The sequence below is a fragment of the Ignavibacteriota bacterium genome (genome assembly GCA_016713565.1).
In the GTDB taxonomy this organism is placed as follows: domain Bacteria; phylum Bacteroidota; class Ignavibacteria; order Ignavibacteriales; family Melioribacteraceae.
On sequence record JADJOX010000003.1, the window covers coordinates 79,742 to 99,552 of the forward strand.

Genomic DNA, 19,811 nt, shown 5'->3' on the forward strand with positions numbered 1-19,811 from the left:
GTTAACGACTTTAATTATTAATAAAATATTTTTCATAATTAATTACTTCTAAAACTTGTTTAAGTTAAACATTAGTCCAAATATATATCCGCGAAATGAAGTATTTTTCGCATCTCTGTAATTTGAAGTAATGCTGAACTGATTGTGGGATAGTAAGTCCTTAAACAACCTGTGTTTGAAAAGGAAATAATAAATAAGGCTAAAAGGCAAATTATCTTTTACATTATAAACTTATATAACAAAAAACCATATATATATATAATTGCTGCAATTTGTACTTTATATATAAAAGCAAAAAAGTAAATTTTTAAATTTTATAAATAATTCATTCCTTTATGTGAAATTTTTATTTAGATATAATAGCTTTTTTAACTCTTCAACATCAATTTTAATTATTCAATATTATTAATAATTACATTTTTATTGAGGTTTGATCAAAGAAAATTGAAAACTTGTTCCGTAATTATATTTACTTGAAACCCATATGTTACCGTTCATTTTTTCAACAAATTCTTTGCACAAAATTAAACCCAATCCTGTAGTTGGTTCATCTTCGGTTCCTTTTCTTCCGACCTTCTCTTCAATTTTGAACAAATTTTTCATTAACTCTTCAGGCATTCCAATTCCGAAATCAGTAACTGAAATAATTATTGATTCTTTAGAATTTTCATCTAAATTAATAAATATAGACGAACCCCGGAACGAAAATTTAATTGCATTTGATATTAAATTCACAATTATTGAATTTAACATTTTCTTATCCGCAAGTATTGTTACATCTCGTTTAATTCCATTAATAATTGTTATGTTTTTTAATGAAGCAGTACTTTTGAACGAGTCAATTGCGCTTGATATAATTTTTTTAATTTGTAAAGGTTCCAAATTAATTTCATATAGATTTCTTTGAATTAAAGACCACTCAAATAAATTTTTCAGTAACGCAAATATATTTGTTGCACTAATATGAATAGTCTTCGATATTTCTTTTAATTTCATCGGCGGCATTGAATCAATGCTATTTGATAAAATTTCTGTTAGTCCAATAAATCCTTGAAAAGGACTTCTTAAATCGTGTGATATTATTGAAAATAAATTGTCTTTTTCATAATTGAGTTTTTGTAATTCTTCATTTTTTCTTTTTATCTCATTCTCAAATTGGATACGCGGTGTAATATCTATAAGATTCAAAAGAAAATTTGTCTCACCGTTAAATTGAATAATATGAGTAGAAATAAGAACTGTAATTTCCTTTTCTTCAACTCCATGAAAAATAGTATGCTTGTATTCTACTTCTTTATATTCTATTCTGTTTTCAATTGTGTTTTTAAGTTTTTGCCTTAATGAACATTCTTGACATTTAAGTCCATAACCGCAGCCATGAGGATTTGTAACCGAATAAATACAATCAATTACATTTCCGATTGTATTAATATTCTGATTATTTTTAGGCCAGCCGGTTACTTCTTTAAATTTTTGATTTGCGTCAATAACTTGATAATCAGTATTAATGATGCACAATAATGCGGGAGACGCATCATATATTGAACGAAACATGTGTTGTTTTTTCTCAAGATCATTTTCATAAAATATTCTTTGAGTCATATCATGAATAGTTAATATAATAACATTTTGTCCGAAATAAACACTTCTATCGATTACAATTTCGACAGGGAAAGTAAAATTATTTTTCTTTTTTGCAATAAGATCGAATGAAATTGAAGTTCCGGTTTTAAATACAGAATTTATAGCTTCCTTGAGATTTGTTTTGTATATAGAATCGGTTTCAAAAATCATATCAAATTTTTGACCAATCAATTCATTTTTTTTACATTCAAACAATCTCAAAGTTATTTTGTTTAGATCAATGATATTCATTTCAGAACTTATTACAATTGTCGAATCCGAAATTGCGTTGAAAAGTCCTTCATAACTTTTAAAGCTGTCGTTAATTTTTTTTTCAAATTTCAAAAACGGTGAAATATCCCTAATAGAGCCTTGAATTAAAGTTTGATCCCCTTTTTTATAGGTCTTAGCATTTATTACAACATCAAGTTCCTGTTTGTTGTTATTATAAATCTTTGTAATAAAATTTTTAACTTCCCCGCTGCCTAAAACTTCTTCAATTTTGCTGTAATAATTCTGTAATTCATCTTGCGGAACATATTCTTCAAATTGAGTATTGAACATTGAACTTCTTTTATAACCTAATATGGATTCAACTTGTTCTGTAATAAATATTATTGATCCTGACTTATTTACTATAAAAACGATATCCTGTGAAGACTCAATTATTTTTGAATAATTATTTTCGCTGTCTTTTAAATCAAGCTCAAGTTTTGCGATCTTTTTTTCCATATGTGATTTATACAAAGCCAAATCTAAAGTAATTCTAAGTTCACGCTCTGTTAGCGGTTTCAACAAATAGCCGGCCGGATTTACTTCGTATGCTCTGTTTATTATTTCTTTATCCGCATAAACTGAAAGAAAAATTATCGGTATATCAAAATTTTTTAATATTTCTTGGGCGGTTTCAATTCCATCCAGCTTTCCTTGAAGTTTTATATCCATTAAAACTAGATCAGGCTTTAAAATATTAACTTTTTCAATTGCGTCTTCGCCCTTATCAGATACACCAACAACATCGTAGCCGAAGCTCTTTAATCGCTCTTCATACTCGAGGGCATTCAAATCTTCATCTTCTACAATAAGAATCTTTTCCATATAACCCCATTAAATAAGATTTTTTAGTATTATTTAATCCTTAAACTAATTTAGAATTCTTTTTTAAATAAAAAAAGTTTATTAATTAAAAATAATAGATTGATTTGTTATAAAAAATAAATACTTTTGAATTTGATAAGAATAGCTTAAAGTTATTTTTCAATAAACCTAGATTATTGCATTTTAATTGTTTGGGAATAGATTATTTTTAATCATTTGTAAATATATATTAGATACTTGGAAGTTATGAAAATATGTAGATGTAAATGAAAACATACTTTAAAAAAAATCACATTTTGAAAATATTCTTTTTATTAAAAATCTTTATTTTTAAACACTTTTAGTCCTAATATAAAAAAAACAAAAAACCAGAAAACCTGCACAAAAAATGAAATAAACATTCCCAAGTTATTTCCGAAAAATTTTTCAAATACCGCTCCGGTATATCCCATTAATGCTGAAACATCAAATTTAAGTATTATAAAAATTCTACCAATATCAATCGGATTTATCATCATTAATACAAGTGCAGTTTTCTCAAGCGGATAATCCTGAAAGGTTTGCAGAATGAATAAAATGAATCCATCATATATAATTGTAAAGAAAAGCCAAACAAAAATTGATACTCCCAATCCTTTTAATCTATCGTCATTTGCCGAAGCAATGAAAAACGCGAATGCAGTAAAAATTATAATTTGAAATATTCCGGTCAAAAAAAGTAAAATCACTATTTCAACATCGCTTGCAAAAAGCGGATAAAATATAATTATTGGAATCCCAATGCCAAATATTAAACAAAAAACTAGCGGTATTACTAATCCTAAGTACAAACCCAAATAGATAGATGTTCGTTTGACCGGTTGAGTTAGAATAAACTTAATGTAATTAAGATTATTATAGATGTAGATTGTTCCAAATATCAAACTGATAAGCGGAAGTACGATTAAAATCAAATTTAAAATGCTCATAATTACTTTTGAAACATTTCCAGTGAATGTTATTATCCAAACGGAAAATGCAAGGAAAAATAAAAAAAATCCAATTATCCATCTGCTTTGGATATTATCTTTTATTTGATATTTAATAATCTTAAGAGTTTTGTTCATTTGTTATTTTTCTGCATTATAGATGCAATTGATTTTTCTAGATTTTTTTCGTTTGTCAAATTGTTAAGTTCATCTTTAGAACCGTTAAACCATAAATTCCCTTCAAGAAGAAAAGCTATATTTTGCGCTAAATCCTCAAGTTCGCTAATTATATGAGAAGTAAATAAAATTGTCTTCCCTTTTTTGTTTTCTTTTAATATTTTATTCTTCAATAAATTACTTGAGACAGGATCCAAACCTGATGTCGGCTCATCCAAAATTAAAATTTGGGGGTCGAACAAAAATGCTATCGCGGCATTTACCTTTTGTACTGTGCCTCCCGAAAGGTTTTTTAATTTTTTATTTTTTTCCTTTTCCAGTGAAAAATCGTGCAACAATTCTTCGTCAAATTCTTTTTGATTTCTAACATCTTTTACCATTTTAATTATGTCTTTTACCAAAAGATTTTCAGGAAAGCTGGCGCTTTGAGGCATATATCCAATAATTTTCCTATAATCACTTTCGCCATTAATTATTTTTCCATTAATCTCAATTGTACCACTGTACTTTTTAATTAATCCAAGAATCGCTTTTATCAATGTTGATTTGCCCGAGCCATTTGGTCCAACGAGATAAGTGATTTTACTCTTTTCTATTTTTAGGTTAATGTTTTTAAGAACATTAGTTTTCCCGTAATATTTATCCAAATTATTTATAATGATCATAATATTTTATTCATAGATGGAGAACTATCAATTAACGTTTCAGGAGTTAGTACCGGGAAAATCTTTTCAGCAACGTCCAATATTTCAGTAAAAAAACTTCGTAAAAGTATTAATGTAGGTCTATTCTTTTCAACAATCAGAGAAAATAATTTTACAGGTCTATACGGAATATCACCAATACCGTTTTTATCAATATCGTAACCTTTGTAATCCGACCAGAAATTATTTTCAAAAAAATTAAAATTTTTTGTACTGTTGGTAGAAACGTCAAATGAATTGCCGATAAAATTATTACGTTTGAAATTATTATCCATTGAATTTGCCATTAATCTAATTGCCCAGCCGTTTTCCATAAAATTATTGTTGTTAATATTAATTCTATTTGAGCCTTCGATATAAATTCCACTGGAATTTTTATAAAATAAATTGCTGTCAATTTCACTGTCCGAAATATCTTTCAGTAGGATACCGTAAGATGCTGGTCCCCAATTATTCATAAATTCATTTTTAAACATTTTCACTTTTTTTGTATACATAACCGCGACTCCGGCTCCGTTCTTTACAAATTTATTGTTGGAATAATTGCAGTTATCCGAAAACATAAAATGCAATCCATAACGCAAATTATTTTCGCTAATATTTTTTTTAATGTTACTGTCTCTTACAAATTCAAAATAGATTCCATCTCTTTGTCCGCTTATAAAATTATTTTCAACTGTAATGTTTTTACAATACCACAAATGAATTCCGTTTCCAGAGTAAGATTCTTTTTCAGTATAGGCTTTTATTTTGTTATCCTTAATAATACTGTCGGAGGTTCGTGCCAAATATATTGCGAAAAAATTATTATCAAAAACATTATTTGAAACAATGCAGCCTTTTACGGAATCAAGTTTAACCGCTGCATTATCATCAATAAAACTAATTCCAGCATTAATGAATGTAATTCCAGAAATCTTAACAGAATCGGCTTTAACAAGAATAATATGGTATTTATTCTGACCGTCAATTACTGCGTTTTCAACACTTGTCAATTCAATCTGCTTATCAATAATAATGTCGTGCTCAAGATATTTTCCTTTATGCAAAATAATTTTATCATGCGGTTTAGAAGCTTTTATTGCGGATGTTAGATTCTTATAAAAGTATTCATTCCCGACGTGTATTTCTTTCGCGATAAAATTGTTTGAGATGATGCTAATTACTAAGTAAGTAATAACCCAAAAATAAATATTATTTATTTTGCCATTTCCGATTAACATATTCAATAATTTCTTTCCAGCTTAATTCTTTTCCTGCATACTTTTCTTTAAATTTTTTCAAATCACTTTGCGATGAAAATGCGGTGATGTTTAATCCCATGGGACTTCTTAAATTTTCACTTTGGAGATAAAATGCCTTTTTATTGTTAATAAGTTCATTGTTATTTAAATAATCCGTAACCAAAGTAAAAAAATTTTCATCATCAATTGAATTTTCAGTAAAAAACACGAGACATTCGATAGAATCAAATTTATAAATTTTTCCTTTCGAAGTGACCAGTTCAGTTCCGTATTTGCGGTCCACAATTTGCATTCTGCATTTATCACAACTATCGTAACCGTAGTTAATCGGTTCAGATTTATTTGAACAGCCTGACAAAATAAATACAATTAAAATCAAAATTATTTTTTTCATTTTGTTTTTTTCTTATTTAGTTTTTGATTAAACAGAACATAAAATCCAATAATTATGGAAAGACCGATAAAATAACTTCCGAAATCAGGAAGTGAAATTGATTTCATGTTAAGAAGTTGTTTCGCTCCTAAAAGAGGCGGCTGATAAGTCATTCCAGGCACTTTAATTGGAGCATGCGGATTTAAATTATGACCGTATTCGTATCCCCAAAGATAAAAATCGTATAAACCAATCATCATAAAAATTATAATTAGAACCAGCCAAACTGAAAGCAAACTTTTCTTTTTTAAAAATGAAACCAGAATACCTAATACAATTAAAGCGATAATTATATAAGGCATAATTGTAAGTTCCGGAATTGATGAAGGGATTATTTCTTTCATCCCTATGTAATGATTAAGTTTATTTATATTACTCAAATCAAATTCATTCACTCCTGTTATTTGATTTATCCAAATTCTTAATCCAATACCTTCGGGATATTGTGGCGCATGTAGATCAATTTTCCAAATGGGAAAGAAAAACGTACCTATTAAAATCAGCGCCGCAATTAAAGTTAATATTTTTTCCTTTTTGTTCATTTTATTTGCCTCTTATGCAATCAATAAGAGGTTGCCTCATATATATTAATAAAGGAGCCTGAATCATTACACTAATTAAAACAAATTAATATTATATATAACAACATGAGACAACCATATTTTATTTAGTTATATTTTAGTTCGGTATTACTGCCGCTTGATGAAACTCTAATATAACCTTGCATTTCTTGGTGCAAAGCGGAACAAAAATCCGTACAATAGAAAGGATAAACACCTTCGGATTTCGGCTCCCAAATTTCGGTTCTTGTTTGTCCGGGCATTATCAGTAATTCTGCGCTATGCATTCCTTTAACCGCGAATCCATGTGGAATATCCCAATCTTGTTCTAAGTTTGTAACGTGAAAAAATACTTTGTCTCCAACTTTTACACCTTCAATGTTATCCGGTTTAAAATGCGTTCTTGTCGCGCTCATATAAATATGAACTTCATTTCCTTTTCTTTCCACTTTGGCATCTTTCTCGGATTTCAATCCGTACGGATGCCCATTTTTACCCAATTCATAAATCTTCCTTTGATTTTTCATTAGAATTTCAGCAGGTATTCCTTGTGCATAATGAGGCTCACCGATAGTTGGGAAATCCAAAAGCAATTTCATTTTATCCCCGGTTATATCTATTAGCTGAGCGGATTGACAAAGTTCCGGTCCAGTTGGCAAATATCTATCTTTAGTAATTTTATTCAAAGCAACAACATATTTACCAAATGGATTTTTACTATCTCCACCTGGAATCATTAAATGTCCGATTGAATAATATGTTGGTATTCTATCTACAACTTCCCATGTACCTAATTTCCATTTTACGATTTCAGAAGAAATAAACGCAGATGTATAAGCGTAACCTTTTCCGTCGAATTCTGTGTGGAGCGGACCTAAACCGGGATCTTGTACTTCTCCGGCAATTATTGATTCATATTTTAATACCGGAATTCCATTAATGTCCGAAATAAAATCTTTATTTTCTATAGCTTTCAGCATTTTGGTAAATGAATGGACAGGTATTACAGTAGCCAACTTTCCGGCAGCAACTATATATTCTCCGGAAGGATCAACATCAACTCCATGAGGCGATTTGGGTGTTGGCAAGTAATAAATCATACCCGGACAATCTTTAGGATCCAAAACTAAAATTTTCTTTTCTATATTAGAAGTGGCACTGTGTGTCTCATCATTATAAGTATTGTGATAATATTCTGAACTATATTCTTTACCTTTTCTAGCCTTAATATATTCCTCTGCTTTTTTCCAATTTATAGCGGCAATAAAATCTTTATCATTTTGTGATGCGTTAATTTCCAATAATGTATTGGCTTGCTCACTGTTATATGATGTGAAAAACGCCCAACCGTGCGAAGGTCCTTTTCCGGAATGAGCCAAATCATAGTTGAATCCTGGTACCAATATTTGAAAGGCAATATTCATTCTTCCGTTTTCAGGATTAACTTTAATAAAAGATATCGTTCCTTTAAAATTTTCTTTGTATGAAGATCTTGGAACATCTTTTTGAGGAATTGGCAAACTAAATCTTGTTGAAGCAACCACATATTCCGTATTCATAGTGGTAAACGGAGATCCGTGATTACCGGCGGAATTTGGAATTTCAATAATTTCTTCCGTTTCGAATGTTTTAAGATTTATTCTTGCAATACGAGGAGTATTGTTCGCGTTAATAAACAACCATTTTCCATCCGGTGTGCCGTCAGTTTGTGATAATTCCGGATGATGCGCGTCATCCCAAGCTATTTCACCATAAGAGGTTTGAAGCATTGGTTTAGTTTCCGGCGTATATCCGTAACCATTTTCAGGATGCTGTGCAAATACGGGGATAATCTTAAATAGTCTTCCCGAAGGCAAACCGTATACTGTAACCTGACCACTGAATCCACCGGACATGAACGCGTAAAATTCATCGTACTGCCCGGGAGCAACATAAACTTTTTCAGCAGCATCAGAAGTTCCGGGATTATTTCCATTGCTTGAACATCCAAAAACAAGAACCAAAAATAGAACAGAAATAGTCAATAGAATTATAATTTTTTGTATCATTTGTATCTCCTGTTATTTGTGACTCGATTCCATTCTTAAAAATTCAAGAATTGCTCTCGCATCATCTTGCGTTACATTTTGAAAAGTCATTTGATTTATATGAATTGCCAATAACTTTTTTGCTTCAGGATGACGCTTAGTCATTTCTTCCGGATTTAATATCATATTCATAACATATTCCGGTGTTCTTCTTTCAGTTACTCCTCTAAGAGCCGGACCGGTATATCTCTCATCTAGCTTGTGGCATTGAGCGCATTTTTCATCGAATAATTTGGAACCTTTTTGCGCAAGCACATTATCGATTCCGTCAATTTTAATTTTTTCTTTAATTGGACCTATTCCATTTTCCAATTCAAAAAGAGTTAAACCAAATTTTTGAGCAATTTTTTCATTTGCCGAATTACTGCTTTTTGTTCCGTTTTCTTCTTTGCTTTCTCCGCAGCTTATTGTTAAAACGATGATAAGAACAGCCAATATTTTATTTATCATTTTATATCCTTTATATTTTTTTGACTTATTTAATTGAGTAATTTCTTTATCTTAATATTGTCTAAACTTGTCGAAACTAAAATTGATTTTATATTCGTCCACTTTGAATGTATTATACATCTGCATTCTTCACAATCTTCCGACAATCCAATAAGACATTTATTATAAAATTTTTTATTTTCAAATAGATTTATTAATTCCATTATTTTAATTTCTTTTTTGGTTTTTATTATTTTGAAGCCGCCGCCTTTTCCGCGCTTTGAGTAAACAAATCCTTTCTTTGTCAATTGTTGAAGTATTTTTGATAAATATTCTTTTGGAATTTTTATTGCTCTTGCAATTTCTGTAGCACTGAAATATTTGTAATCTTCCATTTCACACATATATAAAAGAATCCTAACGCTATATTCCGTACTCTTGTTAAATATCATTTTCTAAAATATTTTTATATTCAGATTTTTTATTCTGATTTAACTTAATCAATTAATTTATATTTGTCAATCATAAATTTTTTCTACTTCGATAAATTAATTTTTCTGCTTTAAGATGTGATTATACGATAAGTGTTTATTTTATAATAAATATTTGCTTTATATATTATTATACATTCATTTTCATCATAATATCTTTTTGTTCTTCGTCACCCAATTTGAAAATGTGCTCTCCAAATTCAATAAAGCCATTCTTTTTGTAAAAATTTATTGCCCTTAAATTTCTTTCCCAAACTCCAAGCCAGATATATTCCATCTTCTTAATATTTGCTATTTGAACTGCTTTATCAAAAAGCAACTGTCCTACTTTCCTTCCTTGATATTCTGATAAAACATAAATGCGTTCAATTTCAAGAGTTGTTGATTTCTTAATCTCCGTTTGGGCATCTGCATAATTTATTTTTAGGTAACCGATTATGTTATTATTTAATATTGCGAAATAAAATTCGGAATTATTATTGTTAAGTTCATTGTTCAATTTTTCGAGAGAAAATCTTTCATCTATGTAATTCTTCATATTATCTTCAGAATTGTCTTTGGCAAACGTTTCATAAAAAGTTTTAATGCATATTTCCTGCAATTGCAGAATATTTAAAGCACTTATATGCTTAATTTCAATCTCTTCCATACTTTACACTTTTAGATAAATTTTAGAAATTAACTAGATAATAAATTCAATTAAAAAAATTGTAGTAACTTTATTTATATTCAAAACTATGTTTACTTAAGTTGGCTTTAACGTCTTCGATTTTGAATTCTTTTAATTTCATTCCGCATGTTGGACAATCGCCGTCATTATCTGATAATACATTCCAGTCCATCGGACATTCATACAAACTGTCGTTTTTATTTTCATCAATTGTAGAAATATCAATTATTCCGTTTCTTATTAGTTCGGAATCCAAACTATTTATATCGCTAATTTTATGTTCGTGATCATTTTTCACTCCCATTCCTACGCCGGATTTATCATCCGATTTATGCTCTGAACCGCAAGCGGAAATTAAACTAAAAAAAATTATAATAGAAATTAGTAAATCTATCTTTTTCATATTTTATCCTATTTAATTGTGAAAGATTATTTGCAGCAGCTTTTTCCTTTGCCGGCATTGTTGAATTTTCTGATAATAAGAAGCAACAACCCGATTACCAATATTCCAATAATAATTAATTCCATGTATAAAAACCTTCAAATATTTTAGATCAAAAATAAAATTACAGCTATGACTTACTACCTATTATTATTACTTCTATAAATAATTCTTGATGTTTGCTTTTTAAAAAAATAATTCCACCCCCATTTTATCATAACTAAAAGTCTATTGTTAAAACCAATTAAATATCCAATATGAACAAATACCCAAATTATCCATGCAAAAAATCCGCTTAGTTTAATAAATCCAAAATCCGCAATTGCGGCATTTCTTCCAATTACAGCAAGATTGCCTTTATCTCTATATTTGAAATCCGATATGCTGCCATTATTCTTAATATGTTTTGCAGCATACGTACCTTGTTGAATTGCAACGGGAGCGGTACCAGGTAAATTGATATTATTTGTTGTAACTAATTTAGAAATATCTCCAATAACGTAAACATCTTTATAATTCGGAATGGTTAAATTTTCTGTAACCTCAATTCTTCCTTTTTTATCCAAATTAATTCCTTTTAAACCAATAATATTATTTCCGTAATATGCTTTAACGCCGGCAGTCCAAATTACAACTTTACTTTCAATTGTTTGAAGTTCTCCGTTATTTTTAATCTCAACTATTCCATCTTGAACAGATGTCACAAGGCAGTCGGTTTTAACCGTTACTTCAAGTTTTTCTAAAAATTCCTTAGCTTTTTCATTTAACTTATTGGGAAAATTAGAAAGTATTCTATTACCGGCTTCAATTAAATAAATTTTTGCTCTTTCGGGATTTATTTTTCTAAACTCATTTTTAAGAGAGTATTTTCTCAATTCCGCTAAAGCTCCGGCAAGTTCAACTCCGGTTGGACCGCCGCCGATTATTACAAAATTTAATGGAATTTTTTCTACGGGATGCAACATTTCAGATTCTGCTCGCTCAAAAACATTTAGAATTTTTCTTCTTATAACCAGTGCATCTTCTAGCGTTTTTAATGGAGGCACAATTTTTTCCCATTCAAAATTTCCAAAGTAATCAGGCGCGACTCCTGTAGATATAATAAGTTTACTGTAATTTATCTTTCCGCATTCTACATTGATAAATTTATTATCCAAATCGATAGATTTAACTTCATCTTTAAGGATTGTAATATTCGCATTATTTTTAAATATTTCTCTAACCGGATAAGATATATCTTCAGGTGAAAGCTGTGCGGTGGCTACTTGATATAGTAGTGGCTGAAACAAATGGAAATTTCTTTTATCAATTAAAATTACTTTAAATCTATTTGTGGATTTAAGTAATTCCTTGGCAGCATACAAGCCTCCGAAACCGGCGCCTACAATTATTATATTTTCTTCTATGTTATTCAAAAATACCAACTTTCTATTTTATTATTATTTAGAATTGTTTTAAATATATTCTACACTGCAAAAGTGGTTGTTATAAAGAATAAAAACAAATTTAAAAACTTTTCTATTTTTTTACTTCATGCTTATATTCAATTAAATTTTTCTTTGCACTTTCAATTGTTACTTCATTAAATCTCATTCGGCAAAGACAATTTTCAGACAGACATATTTTTCATTTTCGTTTTTGTACCGTACACAGTCATTTCAACTTTCTTCTTTAGCTGAATTGTTGAATCTTTAATTTGAGAATTTAATTTGCGGTAAAAAATGTTATTATGTAAAATATTATAATTACAGAATATTTATTATTTGTTAACATTGTATACTTTCTAAATGCTATTTAATTACTTACTTTATACATTCAATTTTAAAGGAAAATGAAATATTAAATTCAAATTCGCCAATCATTTGAATCCGAATTTTTATTCTAAATTTCAACTTTACAAAATCATTTGCCTTATTTTACGTATAAACTTGAATTTTTTTTAAGTTCCCTCTTTTTTATAATAAAATAAATTGCAGGATAAACTGTTAGTTCCATTATAAAACTTGTTATTATTCCGCCGACCATAGGAGCCGCAATTCTTTTCATTACATCTGAACCAATTCCACTTCCAATTAAAATTGGAAACAGTCCAAGCAAAGTTGTCATTACAGTCATCATTTTGGGTCTTATTCTTTTTACCGCACCTTCAAAAATAGCTTTTCTTAAATCACTAACAGAATTAAGAATATTATTTTTTTTGAATTTATCATAAGCAATGTCTAGATAAAGAAGCATAATTACGCCAGTTTCAGCATCAACACCAAGTAAAGCAATAATTCCTACCCAAACAGCAACGCTTATATTGTAACCGGCAAGATAAAGAAACCAAAATGCGCCAATCAGCGAAAATGGAAGCGCAAGCAGAACAATAAACGTCTTTAACACCGATTTTGTATTTATGTATAAAAGTAAAATCACAAACAATAAAGTTATCGGAATTACCAAATACAATCTTTCGGTGGATCTTTCCATATATTCATATTGTCCGCTCCAAATAATTGAGTATCCGTGAGGAAGTTTAATTTGGCTGCTAATTATTTCCTGCGCATGTTTTACATAAGTTCCAACATCAATATCTTTTAAATCGATATAAACCCATGCATTTGGTCTTGCATTCTCCGATTTAATCATAGGCGGACCTTTTTTTATTTTCAATTCCGCTAATTCAGACAAAGGAACATTTCCACCGTTCGGAATAGGAACCAGCACTCTTTTCAAAGCTTCAATGTTATCTCTAAAATCTCTTTGATATCTTAAGTTAACCGGATATCGTTCAAGACCTTCTATTGTTTTTGTGATGTTCATTCCCCCGACAGCCGACATTATTATATCTTGAACATCATTGATGGATATTCCATATCTTGCGATTGCATTTCTATTTATTTCAAAATCAATAAAATTTCCACTTGCTGATCTTTCCGCATAAACTGAGCGAGTTCCCGGAATTGTTTTCGCAACTTCTTCAATTTCCTTTCCAATATTCTGAAGAACCTGAGTATCCGGTCCTCCTATTTTTATCCCAACGGGAGTTTTAATTCCTGTTGACAACATATCAATTCTTGTTTTGATCGGCATTGTCCATGCATTGGTTAACCCGGGGATTTGAATTGCATTATTTAATTCATCGACTAATTTATCCGCAGTCATTCCTTCTCGCCATTTACTTTGCGGTTTTAACTGAATTGTTGTTTCAATCATTGATAATGGTGCGGGATCTGTTGCCGTTTCAGCTCTTCCCATTTTCCCGAATACGCTTTCAACCTCAGGGAATGATTTAATTATTTTATCAGTCTGCTGCAATATTTCTTTTGCTTTTGTAATAGAAATTCCAGGAAGTGTAGTAGGCATATAAAGTAAATCACCTTCATATAGCGGCGGCATAAATTCCGAACCAAGTTTAGAATACGGGATATAAGTTATTATAATTATAATTATTGCTGCGGCGATTACTATCCATCTTTTATCCATAACGAAATCAACAACCGGATGATAAATTTTTGTAAGTAATTTTGTCAATTTGTTTTCTTCTTCGGATTTTATTTTTCCTCTAACAAAAAATCCAATAAGTATGGGAACAATTGTTACCGCTAAAATGGCTGCGCTCGCCATAGAATAAGTCTTTGTAAATGCCAATGGTTTGAATAATCTTCCTTCTTGTTGTTCAAGAGTAAATACAGGTAAAAAAGAAATGGTAATTACAAGGAGCGAATAAAATATTGAAGGACCAACTTCTTTTGCCGATTCTAGGATTACGGTCCAATGCGAGCGCTGTTTCTCTTTTTCTTTTTTCTGTTCGCTGGCCATATGATTATGTGCATTTTCAACCATAACAATTGAAGCATCTACCATTGCTCCGATCGCAATTGCTATACCTCCTAATGACATAATATTTGCATTTATACCTTGGTACTTCATAACTAAATATGCTGCTAAAACTGCGGTAGGTAATGTAAATATTGCAACCAAAGAACTTCTTATGTGCATTAAAAATAAAATTATAACAATAGCAACAATTATACTTTCTTCAAATAAAGTACTTTTTAAATTATCTATAGCCGCACCAATTAATTCAGAACGGTCGTATGCATCTACGATCTGCACGTCTTCAGGCAGCGATGATTTTAATTCAGCGATTCTTTTCTTAACGCTTTTTATTACCTCTAAAGCATTTGAACCGTAACGCATTACTATAATTCCGCCAACTGATTCACCTTCCCCGTTCCATTCTGCAATTCCTCTTCTTAATTCCGGTCCAATATCAATTTCGGCTACATCTTTTAAATAAATTGGAGTTCCTGAATTTTGTGAAATCCCGATTGTAATTTTTCGCAAATCCTCTATACTTTTTACATAACCAAGTCCCCTGACCATAAATTCCATTTCACTGATTTCAAGTAGCCTTCCGCCAACATCATTGTTGTTTTCTTTAATCGCTGTTTTAACTTTCTGCAACGGAATTCCAAATGATGATAATTTATTTGGGTCAACATTTACTTGATACTGTTTTACAAATCCACCGATACTGGCAACCTCCGAAACACCAGGAAGCGATGAAAGTTCGTACCGCAGAAACCAATCCTGAATTGATCTCAATTCCTGTAAATTTCTTTTATCCGATTTTAAAACATATTGATAAACCCAGCCTAATCCAGTTGCATCGGGACCAAGTGTTGGAGAGACTCCTGCCGGTAAATCCTTTTGAATAGAATTGAGATATTCGAGAACTCTACTTCTTGCCCAATAAATATCTGTTCCATCTTCAAAAATTATATAAACCATGGAAAAACCGAAAAACGAATATCCTCTTACGTCTTGTGCATAAGGAACTGATAACATTTTTGTAGTTAATGGATAAGTTACTTGATCTTCAACTATTCGCGGACCTTGACCAGGAAATTCTGTATAAATTATTACCTGCACATCGCTTAAATCCGGAAGCGCGTCTACTGCTGTATTTTCTACTGCCCATATTCCGCCGCCAATTAATGCGGCGGTTAAAATTATTACCATAAATTTATTATTAATAGACCATTCAATTAGCTTTGCAATAAATCTATCTTTATTATTTTCTTGAACTTGCATATATTTTCTCCATAATTACCCGCTTCCTGTTAAATAATTTTTTATACTTAGTGAAAGAAAATTCCGTAAGATCACTTAATTATTTGCCAAGAACTTTATGCTTATTTATAGTCATAACCATGTTCTTGTAAATTCTTTTTTGCTTCATCAATAGTTACTTCTTTTAAGTTCATATTGCATAAAATGCATTTGCCATCTTTATCTGAAATAACGTTCCAATCCATCATATCTTGAAAGACTTTTCCATCTTTGTTTTTGTCAATTTCAATAACATTTATTATTCCTTCTCTTATAATTGATTCGCCGTGTTCTTGTTCGACTTTAGAATTTACATTTGACTCAACTTTGCCGATATTTGCTTTACTTTTAACATCATTTACTTCAGCGGCATATGCATTAACCGCGGCTTTTAAACTGCTCTCGGAATCGATCATAAATTGAGCTGATGAAACTATTTTATCACCTGCATTTAATCCTGACAGAATTTGATAAAATCCATTTGAATAAGCTCCCAAGCGAACTTCAACTGGCTTAAATTTCCCTTCACCAAAAGAAAGAATAACTACATTATGTTTTCCGCTTCTAATTATAGAAGATTCAGATACAACTGGATATATTCCAAAACTATTTCCTTTTATTTGAACATTTGCGAACATTTCCGGTTTTAATTCTCCATTTATATTTTTAATATTCATTCTTAATTGCACAACTCTTGTTTGGGGATCGACAGTTGGATAAATAAAATCAACAATACCTGAATATGTTTTTTCAGGTAAATATGTAAAATTGATTTTTGCCGAAGAACCAATACTCACCTTGCTCAATTCACTTTCATAAATATCTGCTTTGAGCCAAAGATTTGACAAATCAGCGATATGCAGAAGCTGTTTCCCAGCAATTATTTTTTCACCTTCAATAACATTTTTTAATAAAACAGTTCCATTTGTCGGAGCGTACAAAGTCAAATACTTTTCTATCTCTTTGGTTCTAATAATTTCATCTATTTTACTTTTAGAAATATCTAAAAGAAGAAGTTTTTGGATTGTATTTTTAACAAGCTGATTTCCACTATTTGAAATTTCGGAATCTTCCATCAAATTTGTTGAGTTTTGATAATCTAAAGCCGTAAGAAGTTCTTGCTGTGCTGAAACTAATTCTGGAGAATATATATCAACTAACTTTTGACCCTTTGTAATTTTTTGTCCTGTATAATTAACATATAATTTTTCAATCCATCCATTGACTTTTGTAGTAACAATGTATTCATTGCGTTCGTCTGTTGTTAAAACTCCGTTTGTAAATATTTCACCGGAAAGTTCTTTTTCTTCCACAGAAGAAATTTTGACATTCATATTTTGCTGAATTACGCCGTCGATTTGCACAATACTACCAGCTTCAATATTATCATCATAGACCGGAACAAGGTCCATTCCCATTTTGGATTTTCCGGGTTTATCATAAATTTCGTTTGGGTCCATCGGAGCACGCCAATAAAGAATTTTTCTTTCGCCGTTAATTGCAGAATCGGATTTGTTTTTGGGTACCAGTTTCATTCCGCAAACCGGACAATTACCAGGTTCTTCCGAAATAATTTCCGGGTGCATTCCGCAAGTATATAGTTGTTTTTCGCTGGCAATACTTATTTTACTTTGTGAATTTGAATTCCATAAGTAAACGCTTATTATAACTGCTATGGCTATAATTGCTAATGATAAATATGTTTTATAATTCATTAAAATTTCTCCGCTAAATGCTTTTACAATTTCCGAATATTTATTCTATTTACATAAATCTTGATTGTCTTGAAAATATAAAATTTTCATTATGGAATACATTTAATTACAAGTTTCACAAAATATTGCAATTTCTATTTTAACTTAAACTTGTACTTCAACAATTCACATATATTTAATAATTCAAAAATTATTATTGATTGCTTTTTTGTAATTCAGAATGCCCGCACAAAAATTCAAGTTTCGCTAATTCCTTATAATATTGAATTTTAATTTTGTAAAGGTTTGTTTCAGCTTCATACACTTTATTTTGGGCATCGAGAACATTAATAAAATCTGTTTTTCCCACTTGATAGTTTGCCATGGCCGATTTTAATAATAGCTTCGCCTGAGGCAGCAGCCCATCTCTGTTTAACCTTTCACGTTCTTTCAATTCCTTAAGTTTGGATAGTCCTTCACTAAAGCTTTTGATTAAAAGTTGAATCGCGTTATCATATTCATCGTCATACATTCTCTGCATTATCTGCGATTCTTCAATTTTTGCAGATTTTTTCCCTCCGTAGTTTATTGGGATGTTTAAGCCGACAAGGAATGAAATAAAATCATTCAAAGGCATATTTGTTTCGGCAATTCTGTCTCTTTGAGAATATTGAACGGTAAAATTAAAATTGGGATAAAATTCATATTCAGCAAGGTTTTCCATTATCAAAGATTTATTCTTTTTCAATTGAATACCTTTCAGGAAAGGTCTGTTCTGTTTTGCTGTATTAATTAAATTATCAATATTCAAATCAGTCGAATCCAACTCAGAAATTTCTTCTGTTTCGATCGGAGTTTCGGGATCCTGCAAGACATATGAATTTAGTATTGAAACATTTGTTCTTTCACTGCCTTTTAATTCCGCAATTTTATCACTAATTTTTGATAGTTCCAGATCAGCTTGAATTAAATTTTGCTGAGTCGCTTCTGAAACCATGTATTTGGTTCTTACTACTGAAACTATTCTTTCCAGATTTTCTTTACTGCGCCCGCTAATCTTCAAAGCTTCGCGAATATAGTTAAGATCATAATAAGCTTGTTTTACATTATTAATAATTTCATTTCTTGAATCATTCAATTCCTCTTTTGTAATTTCAACATCTTTGTTAAAAACTTCCGCCGTTTTATTTAATTTTCCGGGAAACGGAACTGCTTGACTTAATCCAATAACTTTTGCTGTCATCGCTTCTTGAGTGAATGAGAAAGTATTAGTCGGCAAACTCATAATTCCCAATGTAAGATTTGGATCAGGCAGGTTAGAATTAATGGACACTCTCTTTTCGGAGCTATTTTTTTTCGCTTCAAGCATTTTAAGCTTTGGATTCAATTCAATAGCTTTGTTAATTAAGCTATTTAAACTACTATGATTTTCTTGTGCTGGATTATTATTAAAAATCAACAACAATATCACAACAAAGAAAAACGATTTTGACTTCATTATTTCCCCGTCGAAAATTTGAATTAAAATATTTATTTACTTGATAATTGAAATAATTATGCGACGATTTCCAATTTCGTGGAAATCAAATTGAGTTGGAGAGGGATTATATTAAAAGAGATGAAACCGTTATATAAATTGGCGGACCAATATCAGAAAATGAATTTTGGAAGATGAACTTGTTTTTAAATGATAATTTTTCTTTTTCGACTATAATTTCCGTGCTAATAAATAATTCAATTTTACTTTCATTTACTTTCGGCACAACATACGAATTATTTTCAGAAATTGCATATTCATAGCTGCAGCTTCTATTTATAATTCTAAGACTTGTGTTTGCAGAATTATGCTTCGATTTCGTTTCCATCATATTGCAGCAATTCATTCCGCCGTTCGAGGAGCAATCGCATTTTTCCGAAATATTTGCTGCGCATATTTTATCGCAATATTCTTTTGGGAAACCGACAAAAAATGTATAAAGGATAAAATTGATCAAAAGAAAAAAAGAAATTCTCTTTTTATTTTTTTGCGATATGTAAAAAAAATTTTTCAATTATTTTTTATTGTGATATTTATAAGGTAATTATAAAAAA

Annotated in this window: 16 protein-coding genes; all 16 read right to left on the reverse strand. The window is 30.2% G+C overall.

The window, feature by feature from the left end:
* Window positions 1–420: 420 nt before the first annotated feature.
* A complete protein-coding gene (locus tag IPK06_03185; GenBank protein ID MBK7979014.1) occupies window positions 421–2,721 on the reverse strand; it encodes a PAS domain S-box protein in 2,301 nt (766 codons plus the stop codon).
* A gap of 314 nt (window positions 2,722–3,035) precedes the next feature.
* Window positions 3,036–3,827: an ABC transporter permease subunit gene (locus IPK06_03190; GenBank protein ID MBK7979015.1), complete on the reverse strand. Its 792-nt coding sequence runs from the start codon at window positions 3,825–3,827 to the stop codon at window positions 3,036–3,038.
* Window positions 3,824–4,531 carry an ATP-binding cassette domain-containing protein gene (locus IPK06_03195; GenBank protein MBK7979016.1) on the reverse strand — a complete coding sequence of 236 codons (708 nt, stop codon included), beginning with the start codon at window positions 4,529–4,531 and terminating at the stop codon, window positions 3,824–3,826. The genes IPK06_03190 and IPK06_03195 overlap by 4 nt, the downstream gene beginning before the upstream one ends.
* Complete coding sequence (gene nosD, locus IPK06_03200) at window positions 4,528–5,793, reverse strand: nitrous oxide reductase family maturation protein NosD (GenBank protein MBK7979017.1); 1,266 nt, start codon at window positions 5,791–5,793, stop codon at window positions 4,528–4,530. The genes IPK06_03195 and nosD overlap by 4 nt, the downstream gene beginning before the upstream one ends.
* Window positions 5,765–6,208, reverse strand: coding sequence for a nitrous oxide reductase accessory protein NosL (locus IPK06_03205; protein ID MBK7979018.1), 444 nt, complete (start codon window positions 6,206–6,208; stop codon window positions 5,765–5,767). The genes nosD and IPK06_03205 overlap by 29 nt, the downstream gene beginning before the upstream one ends.
* Window positions 6,205–6,789: a hypothetical protein gene (locus IPK06_03210; protein MBK7979019.1), complete on the reverse strand. Its 585-nt coding sequence runs from the start codon at window positions 6,787–6,789 to the stop codon at window positions 6,205–6,207. The genes IPK06_03205 and IPK06_03210 overlap by 4 nt, the downstream gene beginning before the upstream one ends.
* A 125-nt stretch (window positions 6,790–6,914) precedes the next feature.
* Window positions 6,915–8,855, reverse strand: a complete 1,941-nt coding sequence (gene nosZ / locus IPK06_03215; GenBank protein ID MBK7979020.1) for a Sec-dependent nitrous-oxide reductase — start codon at window positions 8,853–8,855, stop codon at window positions 6,915–6,917.
* Window positions 8,856–8,867: 12 nt separating this feature from the next.
* Window positions 8,868–9,344: a cytochrome c gene (locus IPK06_03220; protein ID MBK7979021.1), complete on the reverse strand. Its 477-nt coding sequence runs from the start codon at window positions 9,342–9,344 to the stop codon at window positions 8,868–8,870.
* 29 nt (window positions 9,345–9,373) lie between these two features.
* Window positions 9,374–9,775 carry an Rrf2 family transcriptional regulator gene (locus IPK06_03225; protein ID MBK7979022.1) on the reverse strand — a complete coding sequence of 134 codons (402 nt, stop codon included), beginning with the start codon at window positions 9,773–9,775 and terminating at the stop codon, window positions 9,374–9,376.
* A gap of 169 nt (window positions 9,776–9,944) precedes the next feature.
* The gene (locus tag IPK06_03230) at window positions 9,945–10,463 is read right to left on the reverse strand and encodes a GNAT family N-acetyltransferase (protein ID MBK7979023.1); all 519 of its coding nucleotides are present in this window, start codon (window positions 10,461–10,463) and stop codon (window positions 9,945–9,947) included.
* A 70-nt stretch (window positions 10,464–10,533) separates the two neighbouring features.
* Window positions 10,534–10,887, reverse strand: a complete 354-nt coding sequence (locus IPK06_03235; GenBank protein MBK7979024.1) for a hypothetical protein — start codon at window positions 10,885–10,887, stop codon at window positions 10,534–10,536.
* A 179-nt stretch (window positions 10,888–11,066) separates the two neighbouring features.
* A complete protein-coding gene (locus IPK06_03240) occupies window positions 11,067–12,341 on the reverse strand; it encodes an NAD(P)/FAD-dependent oxidoreductase (GenBank protein MBK7979025.1) in 1,275 nt (424 codons plus the stop codon).
* Between the two features lie 496 nt (window positions 12,342–12,837).
* A complete protein-coding gene (locus tag IPK06_03245; GenBank protein MBK7979026.1) occupies window positions 12,838–16,008 on the reverse strand; it encodes an efflux RND transporter permease subunit in 3,171 nt (1,056 codons plus the stop codon).
* Window positions 16,009–16,109: 101 nt separating this feature from the next.
* The gene (locus IPK06_03250) at window positions 16,110–17,741 is read right to left on the reverse strand and encodes an efflux RND transporter periplasmic adaptor subunit (protein MBK7979027.1); all 1,632 of its coding nucleotides are present in this window, start codon (window positions 17,739–17,741) and stop codon (window positions 16,110–16,112) included.
* 193 nt (window positions 17,742–17,934) lie between these two features.
* Window positions 17,935–19,218, reverse strand: a complete 1,284-nt coding sequence (locus IPK06_03255) for a TolC family protein (protein MBK7979028.1) — start codon at window positions 19,216–19,218, stop codon at window positions 17,935–17,937.
* Window positions 19,219–19,324: 106 nt separating this feature from the next.
* Window positions 19,325–19,714, reverse strand: coding sequence for a hypothetical protein (locus tag IPK06_03260; GenBank protein MBK7979029.1), 390 nt, complete (start codon window positions 19,712–19,714; stop codon window positions 19,325–19,327).
* Between the last annotated feature and the right edge of the window lie 97 nt (window positions 19,715–19,811).

Excerpts from the sequence above, each read along its gene's own strand:
- nosD (MBK7979017.1), bottom strand. The coding sequence starts at position 5,793 with ATGTTAATCGGAAATGGCAAAATAAATAATATTTATTTTTGGGTTATT.
- IPK06_03210 (MBK7979019.1), bottom strand. The coding sequence starts at position 6,789 with ATGAACAAAAAGGAAAAAATATTAACTTTAATTGCGGCGCTGATTTTA.
- IPK06_03250 (MBK7979027.1), bottom strand. The coding sequence starts at position 17,741 with ATGAATTATAAAACATATTTATCATTAGCAATTATAGCCATAGCAGTT.
- IPK06_03190 (MBK7979015.1), bottom strand. The coding sequence starts at position 3,827 with ATGAACAAAACTCTTAAGATTATTAAATATCAAATAAAAGATAATATC.
- IPK06_03235 (MBK7979024.1), bottom strand. The coding sequence starts at position 10,887 with ATGAAAAAGATAGATTTACTAATTTCTATTATAATTTTTTTTAGTTTA.
- nosZ (MBK7979020.1), bottom strand. The coding sequence starts at position 8,855 with ATGATACAAAAAATTATAATTCTATTGACTATTTCTGTTCTATTTTTG.
- IPK06_03205 (MBK7979018.1), bottom strand. The coding sequence starts at position 6,208 with ATGAAAAAAATAATTTTGATTTTAATTGTATTTATTTTGTCAGGCTGT.
- IPK06_03195 (MBK7979016.1), bottom strand. The coding sequence starts at position 4,531 with ATGATCATTATAAATAATTTGGATAAATATTACGGGAAAACTAATGTT.
- IPK06_03230 (MBK7979023.1), bottom strand. The coding sequence starts at position 10,463 with ATGGAAGAGATTGAAATTAAGCATATAAGTGCTTTAAATATTCTGCAA.
- IPK06_03225 (MBK7979022.1), bottom strand. The coding sequence starts at position 9,775 with ATGATATTTAACAAGAGTACGGAATATAGCGTTAGGATTCTTTTATAT.
- IPK06_03185 (MBK7979014.1), bottom strand. The coding sequence starts at position 2,721 with ATGGAAAAGATTCTTATTGTAGAAGATGAAGATTTGAATGCCCTCGAG.
- IPK06_03245 (MBK7979026.1), bottom strand. The coding sequence starts at position 16,008 with ATGCAAGTTCAAGAAAATAATAAAGATAGATTTATTGCAAAGCTAATT.
- IPK06_03220 (MBK7979021.1), bottom strand. The coding sequence starts at position 9,344 with ATGATAAATAAAATATTGGCTGTTCTTATCATCGTTTTAACAATAAGC.
- IPK06_03255 (MBK7979028.1), bottom strand. The coding sequence starts at position 19,218 with ATGAAGTCAAAATCGTTTTTCTTTGTTGTGATATTGTTGTTGATTTTT.